This window comes from Kribbella sp. NPDC048837 (assembly GCF_055586945.1).
On sequence record NZ_JBVJHF010000004.1, the window covers coordinates 552,900 to 566,880 of the forward strand.

A 13,981-nucleotide genomic window follows, 5' to 3' on the forward strand; every position below is an offset into this window, starting at 1 on the left:
TGAAACATACGAACTGCTGTCACACTGTCCAAGTCACCTACGCGGGCCGCCCACTCGGGAGTGGGACCTTCAGCTGCCTGGGCAGCGACCAGCGGTCTTCGGCAGTGAACAGTGTGCCTGGTGTACAGGGATTTAATCAAATCGGTTGTGGATGCGGTGGGATCCAGCGATGCATGGCGGTCGCGGCCGCCCACCCCGTGACCGCCATGATCACGATCGCCGGCCCGAGGCCCAGCACCGCGGTGGCGCCCGCGAGCAGCAGTGGCCCGGCACCGTTCCCGGTGTCCGCGAACAGCCGGAACGCACCGAGGAACTGGGCCCGGCCGACCGGTGGGGACGCATCCGCGCCGAGCGTCATGATCACGCCGGCGCCGAGCCCGTTGCCGACGCCCATCAGCAACGCGACCGCGGTCAGGGTCACGGTGGAGTGCGTCAGCGGCAGCAACAGATGCGCGAAGCCCAGCACGAACATCGACGGGACGGCGACCCACTTGCGCCCGAGTCGGTCCATGACCGAGCCGGCTGGATAGAACAGCAGCATGTCCACCGCACCGGACAGCCCGAAGATGATGCTGGTGGTCTGCGCATCCAGCCCGATGTGCAGCGCCCAGAGCGGGATCACCACCTGCCGAGACGCCCGGACCGCGCCGACGAGCAGTGCACCGACACCGAGGGTCCGCAGCACCGGGAAGTGGTCGCGGATCACCACCCACGTCGATTGCGCGGCGACCGGCCGGCTTCCGCGCGTACGACGTACCGACTCGACGTCGGGCAGGCTCAGCAGGACCCCGCAGGCGAGGAGCGCGGCGATGAGGTGCACCCAGTAGGCGCCGTCGGTGCCGAGGAACTTCATCGCGGCGGCCCCGAGGAACGGGCCGATGAACGAACCGATGCGCTGGACCCCACCGAGAGTGGACAGTGCACGCGCCCTGAGCTGGATCGGCACGGCTTCACTCAGGTAGGCCTGGCGGGCCAGGCCCCAGACCGCACCTGCCAGTCCGGTGCAGCCGATCGCGATCGCCAGACCCCACGCTGTCGGCACCACCAGGCAGGCAGCCAACGCCAGTGCGACCAGGACGGTCGCGCCCAGCATCGCTCGGCGTTCACCGATGCGGTTGGTCAGAGCACCGGCGGGGATGTCGCCGATCACCTGCCCGAGTCCGGCGGCCGCGACGACCAGTCCGGCCACTGCGACTGACGCACCCAGGTGCGTGGCCGACAGCGCGACGACCGGTGCGATGGCGCCCTGCCCGATGCCGTAGAGGAGCGCGGGCAGATAGACGGCGGGGGCGATCTTCCACAGATCCTTGGCCTGGGACATCACCGGCCGCCGGCCAGCGCAGTACTACGATCCCGGGCGACCGGTGTGGCACCGAGCAGCTCGGACACCGTCCAGGCGGCGGCGACGATCCTCATCCCGAACTCCTCCATCCGCTCGACCGGCAGCCGCATCTCGGGGCCGGAGACACTCAGGCAGCCGACCACCTGGCCGGTGTAGCCGAAGACCGGTGCCGCCACGCTGCGGATCCCCGGCGTGCGTTCCTCCATTGACAGGGCGAACCCGCGGGCGCGGATCTCGGCGAACTGGGCGGCCAGCACGACCGGATCGGTGATAGTTCGCGGCAGCACCTGCTCGAGGCGGCCGGCGAGAACCTCCTGCTGCCGCTCCAGCGGTAAGAAGGAGAGCAGCGCCTTCCCGGGCGCTCCGAGCGGCAACGCGACCGGTATGCCGAACTCCGTGTAGGTACGGCGCAACTGGTGATGGCTCTCGACCTGGTCGAGAACGACGCGCTGACCGGACGGCAGCAACTCGTGCACGGCCGCGGTCTCACCGGTGTCATCGCGAAGCAGCCGCAGCACGGGCATCGCGGCGTCCCTCAGCCCGGCCGGGATCCCACCGCTGTGAGCCAACTGCACGACCAGCGGCCCGATCGCATACCTGCGGTGAGCGGTCTGGCGAACCAACCCGTTCTCCTGCATCGCCAGCAACAGCCGATGCACGGTGCTCGTCGACAACCCAGTTGCCCGAGCCAGGTCACTGATCCCCAGATCCGGCGTCCGCGCGTCGAAGCACCGAAGAATCGCGACAGCCCGGTCGATCGACTGCACCGACCCCCGCCGCCCGGCCATTTCCTGCATCCCGGCATCGTATCCCGCCATACGGGAAACGGTTCAGACATGGTCCAGCCCGTGAGCATCACGACTGCGTGGGACCGACTCGACCGCCGGCTGTCCCGGCACGCCCCCACGACCCACGCCGTTGGTTCGCCTACCTCACGGACCGGCAGGAGCTTGGGTGGGACCGGGGCCCGGACCAGGAGTTCGTCGACGACGAGCGGCTGGTCCGGGTGCCGGGTCGGGGTTAGCTGAGGACGGCGAGGGCGTCGATCTCCACCAGCATGTCCGGGAGCGGCAGGCCGGTGAAGACGGTGGTGCGGGACGGGAGGACGCCGCTCGGCGTGCGGGTGGACATGAACTCGGCGTACACCTCGTTCATGGCGGCGAAGTCGTCGCGCGTGGTCAGGTAGACGCGCAGCATCAGCACGTCGTCGATGCTCGCTCCACCGGCCTTGAGGATCGCCTCGATGTTCTGCAGGACCTGCGTGGTCTGGCCCTTCACGTCGCCGGTGAAGACGAACTCACCGCTCGGCGCGACCGACCCCTGGCCGGACACCTGCAGGATGTTGCCCTTGCGCACGCCCTGCGAGAACACCGGCATCGGGGCCGGCGCGTCGCTGGTGGAGATGGCGGTCTTGTCGGACATCAGGTCTTACACCTCTCAGTTGTAGTCGGCACTGATCGCTGCCGCGGTGGCGAGCAGGTCAGGCAGGAGCTCGAGCACCTGGTCATAGTTCAGCAGTACGTCGGGAACCGACAGGGACACGGCCCCGACGATCCGCCCGTCACGGTCTTTGATCGGCGCACCGAGACAGTTGATGAACGACTCGTGCTCGGCCTTGTCCTGCGCCCACCCGCGCTCGGTTGTGATGGCCAGCTCGTCCCGCAGCCGGTCTGCATCGGTGATCGTGTTCGCCGTGTACCCGTGATAGTCCAACGACGCCAGCAACGCCTCCCGCTGCCGCTCGGGCTGCGCGGCCAGCAGCACCTTCCCGACCGCGGTGCAGTGCAGTGCCGCCGGTACGCCGACCTGCGAGTACATCCGCACCGACCGCACACTGTCCAGCTTGTCGATGTAGACGACCTCACCGTTCTCCCAGGCAGCCAGATGCACGGTCTGCCCGGTCTTCTGATTCAGCTGCCGCAAGTGCGGCGCCGCCACATCCCGTACGACGTGCTGCTCGCGAGCCGTCTCCGCCAACGCGAACAGCCGCGAGCCCAGCCGGTAGCGATGCGCGTCGTCACGTCGTACGAACCGCTCTGCCTCCATCGTGCGCAGCAGCCGCAGCACTGTGGTCTTGTGAACACCCAGCTCGGTCGCCAGTTGGTCCAGCGATCGCTCACCCTCCCCCAGGCTGGCGAGGATCTGCAGAGCTCTCCCGAGACTCTGACTCATGCCGCACCGATCTTCGTCGCGGCCCACTCCTCATCGGAGCAGGCGAGCAGCCGCTCCCGGACAGCGAGCTCCAACGGCGCCGCGTGATCCTCGGGCGCGACCAGGACCGCGGCCGCGCTCAAGTGCCCGAGCCGCAGCCGCTGCTTCATCGGCAAACCCTGCAACGTGCCAGCCAGGAAGCCGGCCGCGAACGCATCACCCGCACCCACCGGCTCGACCACCGCGACAGTGAGCGCCGGAACCTCGGTCCGACGGCCATCCGGCTCCAGCACGAGCGCAGTGTGCGCATCGTTCTTCACCACCAGCGTGCACCGCCGACCGAGACGTTCGTGCAGCTCAGCCGGGTCACTGGTCCCGGCGAACACCAGAGCCTCGTCCGCACCGATCAGTACGACGTCAGCCGCGCGGAGCACCCGCCACAGCGGCTCCGGGTCCTTGTCCCGCCAGAGCGCGGGCCGCCAGTTCAGGTCGACACTCAACACGAAACTGCGCGGCTCTTCGGCCAACCGTTCCAGCATCGCCGCCGCAGTACCGGAGATCGCCGCAGTGATGCCGGTGGTGTGCACCAGATCGGCGCTCGTCAGCCGATCCCGCACCGCCGGCCGATCCAGGAACTCCGGATCCATGGCCGAGGCAGCGGACCCGGACCGGTAGTAGTGCATCCGGGAGCGCCCGTCCTGGGACTCCTTCACATACAGTGCGGTCGGCCGGGCGGAGTCCAGCTCGACACCATCGACCTCGACGCCCCGCGTCCGCAGATCACGCAGTACGTGCTCCCCGAACCCGTCGTCACCGAGCCGCGAGATCCAGCCGGTCGCGACCCCCAGCGCGGCCAGTCCACCGGCCACGTTGCACTCGGCCCCACCCACCGAGCGCCGGAACTTCTCCACGTCGGCCAGCGGCACCCCCGTCTCCCCGGCCAGCATGATCATCGCCTCGCCGACGCAGATCGCGGCGGGCGTCTCAGGGAGCGGTTCGCGCATCGGCACTCCACGGGTGCGAGGTGATGGGATAGGTGTGAAACACCCGTCATTGACGCAACTTTGGGCGTGATGTTACAACCGTAGGTCAGTATGCGCAACGCGCGTTGCATATACTGCAATTCCACCGACCAGGGGGTCAGATGCCTGCTTACGATGCCGACGCCGTCGCCGCTCTCGCCGACCAGCAGGTGAGCTGGCAGGACAAAGCCCTTCCGCCCACGTTCTGGGGCCGGACCGTCGCCGAGGTGCTGGCCGGCAAACCCAAGCTCTCGCAGCTGCCGACTCCGCTGATGACCCTGTCCGCGCCCGGCCTGCGGCACAACGTGGACACCCTGGCGCGCTGGTGTGCCCGCCACGGCGTCGAGCTCGCGCCGCACGGCAAGACCACGATGGCGCCCGCGCTCTGGGCCATGCAGCTCGACGCCGGTTCCTGGGCGATCACGCTGGCCAATGTCTTCCAGCTCGGCGTCGCCCGCGCGTACGGCGTTCGCCGGGTGCTGATCGCGAACGAGGTGATCTCCCCGCTGCAACTGCGCTGGATCGCCGACGAGCTCGCGGCCGACCCGGAGTTCGAGGTGCTGGTCTGGGCCGACTCGGTCCGGACGATCGAGATCATGGAGGCGGCGCGATCGGCGTACGTCGGTCCCGATGCCCGACCCCTCGACGTACTGGTCGAGGTCGGCGGCATCGGCGGCCGGACCGGCGCGCGGGACGCCGAGACCGCGGTGGCCGTCGGCGAGGCGATCGCGGCGGCGACCACGCTGCGGCTCGCCGGGGTCGCCGGGTACGAGGGCGCGATCGGGCACGGCGTGGACGAGGCCGACCTCGAGGAGGTCCGCGCGTACCTGCGGGACCTGGCCGCGGTCCATCATCGGCTGCGGGACCTGTACGACGAGGACGTCGTACCGGTCGTCAGTGCGGGCGGAAGCCAGTACTTCGAGCAGGTCGCGAAGGTGCTCGCGTCACTCGCCGGCGAAGGCGCGCGGGTGGTGCTGCGGTCCGGTGCGTACATCTCCCACGACGACGGCCTCTATCGGCGAATGTCGCCGCTCGGCGAGACGCCCCGGACGGACGGCGACCAGCTGGTGCCGGCGATGCACGGGTGGATCCGGATCACCTCCCAGCCCGAGCCCGGGCTCGCGATCTTCGACGCGGGACGGCGCGATCTGCCGTTCGACCAGGACCTGCCCGAGGCGCAGCTGATCCGGCCGCGGGACGAGGGCTCGCCGGTCCTCGCGGCCACCGGGATGACAGTCACCAAGCTCAACGACCAGCACGGCTACCTGGAGTTCGGCGACGTCGCGGTGGTGATCGGCGACGAGCTCCGGGTCGGCTTGTCCCACCCCTGTACGGCGTTCGACAAGTGGGGACTGATCCCGGTCGTGGACGACCCGGACGCGGCCGACCCGGTCGTCGTCGACCTGGTCCGGACGTTCTTCTGACATGGCCGATCTCCTGATCACCGGCGCGTTGGTGCTGGACGGTTCCGGCGCGGCCGGCGTCCGGGCCGATGTGGCGGTCGACGGCGGGAGGATCGTGGCCATCGGCGACGACCTGCCGGCGGCCCGGCGGACGATCGACGCGGACGGGCTGGTCCTGGCGCCCGGGTTCATCGACATGCACGCGCACTCCGACCTGCAGATCCTGGCGAACCCGGACCACACCGCGAAGGTCAGCCAGGGCGTCACGCTGGAGGTGCTCGGCCAGGACGGCCTGTCGTTCGCGCCGATCGACGACCCGACCCGGACCGCCGTACGCCGCCAGATCGCCGGCTGGAACGGCGAACCCGACGACTTCGACTTCAGCTGGTCCACGGTCGCCGGCTACCTCGACCGGCTCGATCAGGGCATCGCCTGCAACGCGGCGTACCTGGTCCCGCAGGGCACGCTGCGGATGATGGTCGTCGGCACCTCGAACCGGCCGGCCTCGCGGGCCGAACTGGACGAGATGAAGCGGCTGCTGGCCGAGGGACTCCAGCAGGGCGCGGTCGGGATGAGCAGCGGCCTCACCTACACCCCAGGTATGTTCGCGACCACCGACGAGCTGGTCGAGCTCTGCGAGATCGTCGCGCAGTACGGCGGCTACTACGGCCCGCACCAGCGCTCGTACGGCGAGGGCGCCCTCGACGCGTACGGCGAGATGGTCGAGATCGCCCGGCGTTCCGGGTGCGCGCTGCACCTGACCCACGCGGTGATGAACTTCGCGCCGAACCGGGGTCGCGGCGCCGAGCTGGTCGCGATGATCGACAAGGCCCTCGGCGCGGGCGTCGACGTCACCACCGACACCTACCCCTACTTGCCTGGGGCAACCACTCTGGCGGCGACGCTGCCCAGCTGGACCGCCGAGGGCGGCCCGGACGCCCTGCTGGCCCGGCTCCGGGACCCGGCCGCGCGGGAACGGATCGCCTATGAGATGGAGCAGGTCGGCTCCGACGGGTGCCACGGCTGCGTGATCGAGTGGGACACCATCGAGATCGGCGGCGTCCGGAACCCGGCCCTGAACGACACCGTCGGCCACACCATCGCCGCGATCGCCACGTCGACCAACCGGCCGCCGGCGGACGTGTTCTTCGACCTGCTCATCGCCGACGACCTGGCGACCTCGATCCTGCAGCACGTCGGCCACGAGGAGAACGTGCGGGCGATCATGCGGCACCCGAGCCACACCGGTGGGTCGGACGCGATCCTGGTCGGCGGGAAGCCGCATCCGCGGTCGTGGGGCACGTTCCCGCGCTATCTGGCCCGGTACGTCCGCGAGCTCGGCGTACTGGAGCTGGCCGACTGTATCCACCACCTCACCGGTCGCCCGGCCCGGCGGCTGCGACTCACGGATCGCGGGCTGGTCCGGGTCGGCTACCAGGCCGATCTGGTCCTCTTCGACCCGGACGCGGTCGAGGACACGGCCACCTTCGAGATTCCCCGCCAGCAGGCCACTGGCATCCCGTACGTCCTGGTCAACGGCGTCCCCGTCATCGACGACGGTCATCGCACCGACGCACTGCCGGGCCGCGCGGTCCGCCGTACTCCTGTCCGAGAGGAAGTCGCATGACCACCACCCTGGATCTGCTCCGTGCCGATCGCGTACTGACCGTCGTCCGGGCGCCGGAGATCTCCGACGCCCGCGACCTGTGCGCGGCCTTGGTCGCCGGCGGCATCCACGTCGTGGAGCTGACCTACACCACGCCCGATCTCCCCCGGCACCTCGAACGCGCCGCCTCCACGGCCGCCGAGACCGGCGCGGTCGTCGGCGCGGGCACGGTCCAGACCGGCGCGCAGGCGAAGCAGGCGATCGACGCCGGCGCGCAGTTCCTCGTCACGCCCGGCCAGGGCCCGGACGCGGCCGCCATCGCGGAGACCGCGCGTACCGCCGGCATTCCCGTCATCCTCGGGGCCTTCACGCCGTCCGAGGTGATGACGGCGTTGGCGCTCGGCTCAGATGCCGTGAAGATCTTCCCCGCTCACCAACTGGGCCCGAAGTACTTCAAGGACCTCAACGGCCCGTTCCCCGGCGTGCCCCTCGTGCCGTCCGGCGGCATCAACGCGGGCAACGCCCGCGACTACCTCGCCGCCGGCGCCCTCGCCGTCAGCGCCGGCACCGACGTCGTCTCCCCCGCTGACGTCGCCGCCGCCAGCTGGGACATGATCACCACCAAGGCCCAAGCCTTCTGCGCCGCCCTGGACTGACGCAGATCTCCCGCCTTCCTACTGCACCGTGATGCTGCCATCGCTCGTCCGGAGATAGAGGTGATGGCTGGAGGACGGATCGTTGGGGATGTCCAGCTGGTTGGAGCCCTGTGCACTGACCGCATCGACCGAGTACGTCGCTGACCCGGGCAACTGAACAGTGACAGACCCGTCGCTGGCGGTGGCTGTCACCTGATCGGGCGGGTCGTCGAACATCAGGCTGATCGACCCGCGAAGCGCATCCACCGAAACCCGCGGACTCCGCAGCCGGGTCATGTCGACCGAACCGTCATTGGCGTCCACCGTCAACGGTGACGCGACCCCGACGACATCGAGCGAGACCTGCTCGACCTTGGCCTGCACGACGGACGCCGCCGGGACCTCCACGGTCAGATCCGCCCGGCAATGCACATCCGGACAGCTGGTGCCGATCGCCAGCACGCCATCGACCGTCGAGATGTCAACGGCGGGCTTGGCCACCGCATACGACCCGTCGACGGTCACATGCACTTGATCGTCCGCACTGGCCAGCAGTTGGGCCGGGACATCAGACACGACCCGGACTCCCTGCGCCCCCGGTGCGAACGACGCCGAGTAGCTGAACGGCAGCTTCCCGCCGATCGACGACACGGTCACCGCGGCCCCGGTGACGACCAGCACCAGCACCGGCACCAGCCCGATGATCAGCATCCTCCGCTGCGCGGGCGTCATCACGATTCCAGGTACTTGAGTACGGCGAGCACCCGCCGGTGCTCGCCGTCCGTCGGCGCGAGTCCGAGCTTCAGGAAGATGCTGCTGATGTGCTTCTCCACCGCCCCTTCACCGACCACCAGCGCCTGCGCGATCCCGCCGTTCGACTTGCCCTCCGCCATCGCCCGGAGAACGTCCTGTTCCCGCGGGCTCAGCACGGCCAGCGGACCCACCTTCCGCGATCGCACCAGCAGTTGTGAGATCACCTCCGGATCGAGTGCGGCTCCGCCGTCACTGACCCGGCGCAGCCCGTCGATGAACTGATCCACGTCCGCGACCCGGTCCTTGAGCAGATAGCCGACCCCGCCGGGGTTTCCGCCGATCAGTTCGCTGGCATACCGCTCCTCGACGTACTGCGAGAGCACCAGGACGCCGATCTGCGGGAACTGCTCGCGGATCACGAGTGCGGCGCGCAACCCCTCGTCGGTGAACGTCGGTGGCATCCGGACGTCGACCACGCAGACGTCCGGCCGGTGCTCGTCCACCGCCTTCAGCAGGCCGTCCGCGTCACCGACCGCGGCGACCACGGTGCAGTCCTCCTCCTCGAGCAACCGCACGATGCCCTCTCGCAGGAGCACCGAGTCCTCGGCGATCACCACCCGCATTCCCGCTGCCTCCTCGATCACACGGCGCTCAGTCCCAGGCCACTCAGTCACAGGGCACCTCGGCGATCAGCACGGTCCCGAGGCCGCGGGGGCTGACCAGGGTGAGCAGTCCGTCGACGGCCCCGACGCGGCTGCCCAGCCCCTTGATCCCGCTGCCGAGGGTTGCCTGCGCGCCGCCCTTCCCGTCGTCGCGCACCTCGATCCGGAGGTGCCTGCCGATGCGTTCGACCGTGACCCAGGCCTGCGCCGCCTCGGCGTGCTTGGCGACATTCGTCAGCGCTTCCGTCACGACGAAGTACGCGATCGACTCGACCGTCAGCGACGGCCGCGGATCGACCGAGACCTGCACCCGCACGGGCACCGGCGACCGAGCGGCGACCGCCGAGATCGCCGCGTCGAGACCGCGGTCCGTCAGCACCGGTGGATGCAGTCCCCGGGTCAGGTCGCGGATCTCGGCGATCGCCTGCAGCGCCTCGGAGTGCGCGTCCTCGATCAGGCCGCGGACGATCGGATCGCTCGCCCCGAGCCGGTTCTTCGCCCGCCCCAGCGTCATCGCGAGCGAGACCAGCCGCTGCTGGGCGCCGTCGTGCAGGTCGCGCTCCATCCGCCGCCGCTCGGCCTCGACCGAGTCGACCACCTGCCGCCGGCTCTCCACCAGCTTGGTCACGCGCTCGGCCAGCGCACGGTTCTCGGACCGGCCGAGCAACCTCCGCGCGAGCTCCGCGTCCAGGGTCGATGCCCCCCGGATCAGCCACGGCGACGCCACCAGCAGGAACACCGCCGCGATCGCCGCCACCAGCGAGGCCTTCGTGATCGTGTCGATCACGAACGGCCCGAGCTGCGCCTGCCCCGCGGCGAAGCGCTCGTAGTACGCCGGCAACGCGATCAGCACCGGTGGTATCGACCAGGCGACCACGATCACCGCGATCCAGATCATTGCCAGCGGCAACAGCAGGACGTAGTACAGGAACTGCCGCCACAGGGCCCGGTCGGTCAGCGCGCGCCGGGCGTCGGCGGTCCGGGAGCCGATCGACGGCGGCAGGATCAGCGGCGGGATCGCCTGCCCCCGGGTGATCCGGGCCCGCTTCACTTCCCACGCGGCCACCAGGTACACGAGCCGGCTCGCGCCGAAGGTCAGCGGGATGCCGACGTACGCGAGCGGCCAGGCCAGGACGGCGACGATCATCAGGCCCAGCACCAGGAGGCCGGACGTCAGCACGACGACCGCGTCGCCGAGCAGGTGGATCGTTGCCAACCACAAGTACGGCGACCGCCACAGCCGCCACGGCGTCCGGGGAACCGGACTCGCGATCTCCGTCACCCGAACCACCTCCCCGTCTCGGCGCCGGTCGCACGACACAACCTACGTCGCCGCTCCCAGTCCCGACATCGGGATATCCCACGGTCCTCACCGGGGGGTAACCCCACCCCGGTTCGTGGGCTGGCCGGACTGTGCCGGACGGCCGGCGCCGGAATGCTCGACGGTATGACGACGACACTCGACGGCAGACTTGCCACCACCGTGAACGGCAGGCTCGGGGACGCGATCGACGACCGCGTGGCCGACGCGCTGGACGACTACATCGCCGAGGGACGGCTGGACGGCAGGATCCGCCCACGCCGGTCCCCCGGCGGCCTGGCCGCGCTCGTCGCCGCGGGCGTCGCGGCCGTGCTCCTCCCCTGGTGCCTGATCCTCGCGGTCACCCTGCCGAGCACCTACCAGGCCGACCACTGGAAGCTCGCCTGGATCGGCCTCGACTGCGGGACCGCGACCGCCGCCGGGCTGACGGCGTACCTGCTGCACACCCGCAACAGGTACGCCGCCTTGACCGCGATGGCGGCGGGGACGCTGCTGATCGCCGACGCCTGGTTCGACGTCAGCACAGCGGCGGCCGGCGTCGACCGGAGCCTCTCCTTGGCCGAGGCGCTCCTCCTGGAGCTGCCGCTCGCCCTGTGCGCGTTCGTCGTCGCCTCGCGCGAGGTGCGCAGGCACTAACCTCCGATCAGCTCCAGGACAGGACCCTCGTGCAGTGCCTGGTAGACCTTGTCCCGCAGGACATTCGCCTCGGAGTCGGTGAGCGTGCGGTCCACCGGTCTGAGGACGAGTCTGACCAGGAGGTTCCGCTGACCCGGAGTCAGCTGGAGACGCTCACGGGCAGGCGCCGGCAGGTCGTCGTACGACGTCTCCCCGAGCACCTCCAGCGACTCCGCGGCATCGGCGTCCGCTCCGAGCGCGTCGCGGACCTTGTCACCGAGCACCTCCGCCGACACGTCGGTTGACGCGCCGACCACGACCGACAGGTCACGGCGTACCGGCGGCATCGACGAGACCGACTTGTACGGCGACAGGTCCAGCAGCTGACCCGCCACCCGCGGATCCGTTGACCTGAGCAACCGGATGTCGCGGATGCCCTTGCGGAGCATCAGAAGCCGGTCGAGCCCCGAACCCAGCGCCAGCCCGGTCCAGCTGTCGTCCAGACCGGCGCGACGGAGGACAGCGGGCGCGGCGACGCCGCATTCACCGATCTCGATCCACTCATCGCCCAGCAGAACGTCGATCTGCCGGCCGTGGATCGTGTACGGGTGTACCGCGGGAACAGTCCGGTACGTCTGACCCGGCAGGATGGTGTCGACCAGCCGGGCGATCATGTCTTCCAGCTCGGGCTCTCCGAGCGTGACGTTGCGACTGATCCGCCACAGGTCGAGCTGGTGCGGAGTACCGGTGTGCTGCCAGTCGACCGAGTCGCGGCGGTAGCAGATGCCCGCGCAGATCATCAGTACGTCGGACGACTCGGACGCCGCGAGCTCACGCAGCGCGGGCGGGATCATCGCCGACGTGTGACTTCGCAGGACTTCGGTCTCCGACGCGTAGCGCGTGTAGCGGGCGTCCCGGGTCACCGCGTCCCCGGCGTACCCGAGGTTGTCGTAGTTGTCGGCCAGCGGGACCACGGGATGGTCGCGACGGATCCAGATCTCCGTGTAAGGCCAGGAGGTGCTGAGCGCCGTCCGCAGCGAGTCGACGATCAGTTGAATTGCGTGGGGTCCCTGGGCGGGATCGGTGAGGTCGCGCAGGGCGAGGGCAGCGTGCAGTTCTGCCGAAGTGAGGACGGACATGGGTTTCTCTCCAGGATGACGGTCTCGACGGGGGATCCACCCCGGTCGGCCGCGGTCACCTCAGGAGAGAGCGCAGCAGCAGCTCACCCCGTCGGCACCGTCGTGCCGGCCGGGGCGTGGAAATCGCCGCCCATACCGCGTCATGCCCTCTACTTTACCCGTCATCTCCAACCCCCGCCCCGCGTTTGTCCACACCGGAACTCCGCCGGAACCAGGTCGGCATTCTCCAGGCACTCTTCCGGAAATTCGCCCCGAGGCGGCCGAAACCGGTGCAACGATGGGCCGCATGCGATGGATCGACACTCTTGAAGCCGGGGCCGCCGAGAAGCTGCCCGAGGCCGTGCATCGGTACTTCCGGCAGGGCTCGGCCGGCGGGATCAGCGCCGGCGAGGCCGTCGCTGCCTGGTCGGCGTTCCGGTTCCGGCCCCACGTGCTGAACGACGTCTCCACGATCGACCTCGGCACGACCATCCTCGGCACGCAGGTCGACGCGCCGATCCTGGTCGCGCCGTCGACGCTGCACCGGTTGGTCGACCCCGACGGCGAGCTCGCGATGGCGCGCGGTGTGGGCGCGGCGAAGTCGCTGCTCGGGATCTCCAGCAACGCCGGGACGAAGTTCGCCGACCTCGGCGCGACCGGAGTGCCCTGGTGGCTGCAGATCTACATCGTCCGCAATCGCGACATCACCCGTCGTATGCTCGACGCCGCGGTCGAGGGCGGCGCGCGGGCGATCGTGCTCACCGTCGACACCCCGGTGGTCGGCCGGAAGGAAGACGACGGGCCGATCGTCTGGGATCTCGTCCAGCCGGGACAGCTGCTGGCCAACCTGCCCGAGGGCGACTGGAGTGACGACGACCTCGACAAGGCCGACGACCTGACCCCCGACGTGATCGGCTGGCTCGCCGAACGCACCGGTCTGCCGGTCGTGGTCAAAGGTGTCCTGCGCGGGGACGACGCCAAGCGGTGCGCGGACGCGGGCGCCGCCGGCATCATCGTGTCGAACCACGGCGGCCGCCAGCTCGACGGCGCGATCCCCACCGCCCAGGCCCTCCCCGAGATCGCCGAGGCCCTGGCCGGCACGAGTGCGGAGATCTACGTCGACGGCGGCATCCGCCGCGGCGAGCACATCCTCACCGCCCTGGCCCTCGGCGCCCGCGCCGTCTTCGTCGGCCGTCCCGCCCTCTGGGCCCTCACCGTGGACTCCTCCGCCGGCGTCACCCGCCTCCTCACCGACCTGTCCACCGAGCTAGACCACTCCCTCCGCCTCTCCGGCCACGCCACCCCTTCCACCTTGACCCCCGACCTCATCACCACCCGCTTCCCCGCCTGACC

Annotated in this window: 14 protein-coding genes; 5 read left to right on the top strand and 9 right to left on the bottom strand. The window is 70.0% G+C overall.

The genetic code is table 11. From position 1 onward, the window contains the following. Nucleotides 1-136: 136 nt before the first annotated feature. The 5 genes from ACZ6O0_RS22795 to ACZ6O0_RS22815 all read right to left on the bottom strand — a co-directional run bounded on the left by ACZ6O0_RS22795 (nucleotide 137) and on the right by ACZ6O0_RS22815 (nucleotide 4,497). Complete coding sequence (locus ACZ6O0_RS22795) at nucleotides 137-1,321, bottom strand: MFS transporter (protein WP_465766954.1); 1,185 nt, start codon at nucleotides 1,319-1,321, stop codon at nucleotides 137-139. Further along, complete coding sequence (locus tag ACZ6O0_RS22800; protein WP_465766955.1) at nucleotides 1,321-2,160, bottom strand: IclR family transcriptional regulator; 840 nt, start codon at nucleotides 2,158-2,160, stop codon at nucleotides 1,321-1,323. Before ACZ6O0_RS22800 ends, ACZ6O0_RS22795 begins: the two co-directional genes overlap by 1 nt. Before the next feature lie 202 nt (nucleotides 2,161-2,362). Further along, nucleotides 2,363-2,764, bottom strand: a complete 402-nt coding sequence (locus ACZ6O0_RS22805) for a RidA family protein (protein WP_465766956.1) — start codon at nucleotides 2,762-2,764, stop codon at nucleotides 2,363-2,365. Nucleotides 2,765-2,779: 15 nt separating this feature from the next. Then, nucleotides 2,780-3,514, bottom strand: coding sequence for an IclR family transcriptional regulator (locus ACZ6O0_RS22810; RefSeq protein ID WP_465766957.1), 735 nt, complete (start codon nucleotides 3,512-3,514; stop codon nucleotides 2,780-2,782). Next, nucleotides 3,511-4,497 (bottom strand): sugar kinase, encoded by a 987-nt coding sequence (locus ACZ6O0_RS22815; RefSeq protein WP_465766958.1) that lies wholly within the window; start codon nucleotides 4,495-4,497, stop codon nucleotides 3,511-3,513. Before ACZ6O0_RS22815 ends, ACZ6O0_RS22810 begins: the two co-directional genes overlap by 4 nt. A 140-nt stretch (nucleotides 4,498-4,637) precedes the next feature. On the opposite strand from ACZ6O0_RS22815, the gene ACZ6O0_RS22820 reads away from it, so the two are divergent. The 3 genes from ACZ6O0_RS22820 to ACZ6O0_RS22830 are packed head-to-tail and all read left to right on the top strand — an operon-like array spanning nucleotide 4,638 to nucleotide 8,180. Then, nucleotides 4,638-5,939: a type III PLP-dependent enzyme domain-containing protein gene (locus tag ACZ6O0_RS22820; RefSeq protein ID WP_465766959.1), complete on the top strand. Its 1,302-nt coding sequence runs from the start codon at nucleotides 4,638-4,640 to the stop codon at nucleotides 5,937-5,939. Nucleotide 5,940: 1 nt separating this feature from the next. Next, the gene (locus ACZ6O0_RS22825) at nucleotides 5,941-7,545 is read left to right on the top strand and encodes an N-acyl-D-amino-acid deacylase family protein (protein WP_465766960.1); all 1,605 of its coding nucleotides are present in this window, start codon (nucleotides 5,941-5,943) and stop codon (nucleotides 7,543-7,545) included. Continuing rightward, on the top strand, nucleotides 7,542-8,180 hold the full coding sequence (locus tag ACZ6O0_RS22830; RefSeq protein WP_465766961.1) for a bifunctional 4-hydroxy-2-oxoglutarate aldolase/2-dehydro-3-deoxy-phosphogluconate aldolase: 639 nt from the start codon (nucleotides 7,542-7,544) through the stop codon (nucleotides 8,178-8,180). Before ACZ6O0_RS22825 ends, ACZ6O0_RS22830 begins: the two co-directional genes overlap by 4 nt. 18 nt (nucleotides 8,181-8,198) lie before the next feature. Here ACZ6O0_RS22830 and ACZ6O0_RS22835 read toward each other — a convergent pair whose 3' ends face one another. The 3 genes from ACZ6O0_RS22835 to ACZ6O0_RS22845 are packed head-to-tail and all read right to left on the bottom strand — an operon-like array spanning nucleotide 8,199 to nucleotide 10,856. Further along, the gene (locus ACZ6O0_RS22835; protein ID WP_465766962.1) at nucleotides 8,199-8,870 is read right to left on the bottom strand and encodes a DUF4097 family beta strand repeat-containing protein; all 672 of its coding nucleotides are present in this window, start codon (nucleotides 8,868-8,870) and stop codon (nucleotides 8,199-8,201) included. 20 nt (nucleotides 8,871-8,890) lie between these two features. Beyond that, entirely contained in the window at nucleotides 8,891-9,535 is a 645-nt protein-coding gene (locus ACZ6O0_RS22840; RefSeq protein WP_465767074.1) for a response regulator transcription factor, read from the bottom strand. Between the two features lie 43 nt (nucleotides 9,536-9,578). After that, a complete protein-coding gene (locus tag ACZ6O0_RS22845; protein ID WP_465766963.1) occupies nucleotides 9,579-10,856 on the bottom strand; it encodes a sensor histidine kinase in 1,278 nt (425 codons plus the stop codon). Between the two features lie 165 nt (nucleotides 10,857-11,021). On the opposite strand from ACZ6O0_RS22845, the gene ACZ6O0_RS22850 reads away from it, so the two are divergent. Then, a complete protein-coding gene (locus tag ACZ6O0_RS22850) occupies nucleotides 11,022-11,531 on the top strand; it encodes a hypothetical protein (protein WP_465766964.1) in 510 nt (169 codons plus the stop codon). Here the strand turns inward: ACZ6O0_RS22850 and srmL are convergent. Next, nucleotides 11,528-12,649 (bottom strand): PheS-related mystery ligase SrmL, encoded by a 1,122-nt coding sequence (srmL, locus tag ACZ6O0_RS22855; protein ID WP_465766965.1) that lies wholly within the window; start codon nucleotides 12,647-12,649, stop codon nucleotides 11,528-11,530. The genes ACZ6O0_RS22850 and srmL overlap by 4 nt on opposite strands. Nucleotides 12,650-12,935: 286 nt before the next feature. Between srmL and ACZ6O0_RS22860 the strand changes: the two genes are divergently transcribed. Then, nucleotides 12,936-13,979: an alpha-hydroxy acid oxidase gene (locus ACZ6O0_RS22860; protein WP_465766966.1), complete on the top strand. Its 1,044-nt coding sequence runs from the start codon at nucleotides 12,936-12,938 to the stop codon at nucleotides 13,977-13,979. The last annotated feature ends 2 nt before the right edge of the window (nucleotides 13,980-13,981 follow it).

What these genes read in the sequence shown, in the direction of transcription:
- ACZ6O0_RS22800 (WP_465766955.1), bottom strand. Translation starts at nt 2,160, where the DNA reads ATGGCGGGATACGATGCCGGGATGCAGGAAATGGCCGGGCGGCGGGGG.
- ACZ6O0_RS22840 (WP_465767074.1), bottom strand. Translation starts at nt 9,535, where the DNA reads ATGCGGGTGGTGATCGCCGAGGACTCGGTGCTCCTGCGAGAGGGCATC.
- ACZ6O0_RS22830 (WP_465766961.1), top strand. Translation starts at nt 7,542, where the DNA reads ATGACCACCACCCTGGATCTGCTCCGTGCCGATCGCGTACTGACCGTC.
- ACZ6O0_RS22825 (WP_465766960.1), top strand. Translation starts at nt 5,941, where the DNA reads ATGGCCGATCTCCTGATCACCGGCGCGTTGGTGCTGGACGGTTCCGGC.
- ACZ6O0_RS22815 (WP_465766958.1), bottom strand. Translation starts at nt 4,497, where the DNA reads ATGCGCGAACCGCTCCCTGAGACGCCCGCCGCGATCTGCGTCGGCGAG.
- ACZ6O0_RS22820 (WP_465766959.1), top strand. Translation starts at nt 4,638, where the DNA reads ATGCCTGCTTACGATGCCGACGCCGTCGCCGCTCTCGCCGACCAGCAG.
- ACZ6O0_RS22795 (WP_465766954.1), bottom strand. Translation starts at nt 1,321, where the DNA reads ATGTCCCAGGCCAAGGATCTGTGGAAGATCGCCCCCGCCGTCTATCTG.
- ACZ6O0_RS22835 (WP_465766962.1), bottom strand. Translation starts at nt 8,870, where the DNA reads ATGCTGATCATCGGGCTGGTGCCGGTGCTGGTGCTGGTCGTCACCGGG.
- ACZ6O0_RS22850 (WP_465766964.1), top strand. Translation starts at nt 11,022, where the DNA reads ATGACGACGACACTCGACGGCAGACTTGCCACCACCGTGAACGGCAGG.
- ACZ6O0_RS22860 (WP_465766966.1), top strand. Translation starts at nt 12,936, where the DNA reads ATGCGATGGATCGACACTCTTGAAGCCGGGGCCGCCGAGAAGCTGCCC.
- ACZ6O0_RS22810 (WP_465766957.1), bottom strand. Translation starts at nt 3,514, where the DNA reads ATGAGTCAGAGTCTCGGGAGAGCTCTGCAGATCCTCGCCAGCCTGGGG.
- srmL (WP_465766965.1), bottom strand. Translation starts at nt 12,649, where the DNA reads ATGTCCGTCCTCACTTCGGCAGAACTGCACGCTGCCCTCGCCCTGCGC.
- ACZ6O0_RS22805 (WP_465766956.1), bottom strand. Translation starts at nt 2,764, where the DNA reads ATGTCCGACAAGACCGCCATCTCCACCAGCGACGCGCCGGCCCCGATG.